Here is a 1,568-nt window from a genome sequence, read left to right as displayed (position 1 = left end):
CCGATGATCATGTCGGCGCCGGCGAGCTTCAGGCCCTGGATGACGTTGAGGCCGATGCCGCCGAGGCCGAAGACGACGGCGGTAGCACCCTGCTCGACCTTGGCCGTGTTGATGACGGCGCCGATGCCGGTGGTGACGCCGCAGCCGATGTAGCAGATCTTGTCGAAGGGGGCGTCGGGATTGACCTTGGCGACCGCGATCTCCGGCAGCACGGTGAAGTTGGAGAAGGTCGAGCAGCCCATGTAGTGGAACAGCTTGTCCTTGCCCATCGAGAAGCGCGACGAGCCGTCCGGCATCAAGCCTTGGCCTTGCGCGGCGCGGATGGCGGTGCAGAGGTTGGTCTTGCGCGACAGGCAGGACGGGCACTGCCGGCATTCCGGCGTATAGAGCGGGATGACATGGTCGCCCTTCTTGACCGAGGTCACACCCTTGCCGACGTCAACGACGACGCCGGCGCCCTCATGGCCGAGGATGGCCGGAAACAGGCCTTCGGGATCGGCACCCGACAGCGTGAACTCGTCGGTGTGACAGATGCCGGTCGCCTTGATCTCGACCAGCACTTCACCGTCACGCGGGCCGTCGAGGTCGACCTCCATGATCTCCAGCGGCTTTCCGGCGGCGACAGCGACAGCGGCGCGCGTTTTCATGAGGCAGTTCCTCCCAAGGCAATCGACAAACTTTTGATGAGGCCGGCTTATTGAGCCTGCCCGGCGAGGCGCAATGCCCGCCAGCCCTCCGCAGTGAGCCCAAACAACACTCTACAGAGTTCGGCGGCGGCGGCCAACTTCCCTTGCGACGTTTTTCGGCGCGGTATTCGCAATCTGGGCAGGGCGGATGCGCGCCGCGCCCGGCCACTTGAGCCGTAGGGGGATTGTCCATAGAACTGGTTCCTCGCCGGAGGAAACGACGCCAGCATGTTCAAGAAAATCCTGATCGCCAATCGCGGCGAGATCGCCTGCCGTGTGATCAAGACGGCGCGCAAGATGGGCATCGCTACCGTCGCGGTCTATTCGGATGCCGATCGCGATGCCGTGCATGTCGAGATGGCCGACGAGGCCGTGCATATCGGGCCTTCGCCGGCGGCGCAGAGCTATCTGGTGGCCGAAAAGATCATCGCTGCCTGCAAGGAGACCGGCGCCGAAGCCGTGCATCCCGGCTACGGGTTCCTGTCGGAACGCGCCTCCTTCTGCGAGGCGCTGGAGACGGAGGGCATCGTCTTCATCGGCCCCAAGCCCAAGGCCATCAGGGCAATGGGCGACAAGATCGAATCGAAGAAGTTCGCCAGCAAGGCCAAGGTCTCGACCGTGCCGGGCTGGCTGGGTGTCATCGAGGATGCCGACCATGCCGAGAAGATCGCCGGCGAGATCGGCTATCCGGTGATGATCAAGGCCTCGGCCGGCGGCGGCGGCAAGGGCATGCGCATCGCCTGGAACAAGGCCGAGGTGCGCGACGGCTTCGACAGGGCGCGCTCGGAAGCGAAAAGCTCGTTCGGCGACGACCGCGTCTTCATCGAGAAGTTCGTCGTCGATCCGCGCCATATCGAAATCCAGGTGCTGGCCGACGCGCAT

2 protein-coding genes are annotated in these 1,568 nt (G+C 64.5%); one reads left to right on the top strand and one right to left on the bottom strand.

Going from position 1 to position 1,568, the window contains the following annotated elements:
- The coding region (locus tag EN745_RS34630) for an alcohol dehydrogenase catalytic domain-containing protein (protein ID WP_148669380.1) at positions 1 to 647 on the bottom strand (647 nt) is incomplete at its 3' end.
- A 267-nt stretch (positions 648 to 914) separates the two neighbouring features.
- Here EN745_RS34630 and EN745_RS34625 point away from each other — a divergent pair.
- A partial coding sequence (locus EN745_RS34625; protein ID WP_127423303.1) for a biotin carboxylase N-terminal domain-containing protein occupies positions 915 to 1,568 on the top strand: 654 nt, incomplete at its 3' end.

It is taken from the genome of Mesorhizobium sp. M4A.F.Ca.ET.022.05.2.1, assembly GCF_003998845.1.
Classification (GTDB): Bacteria; Pseudomonadota; Alphaproteobacteria; order Rhizobiales; family Rhizobiaceae; genus Mesorhizobium.
The sequence above is the reverse complement of the archived record's forward strand: the minus strand, read 5'-3'. Positions and strand labels throughout refer to the sequence as shown.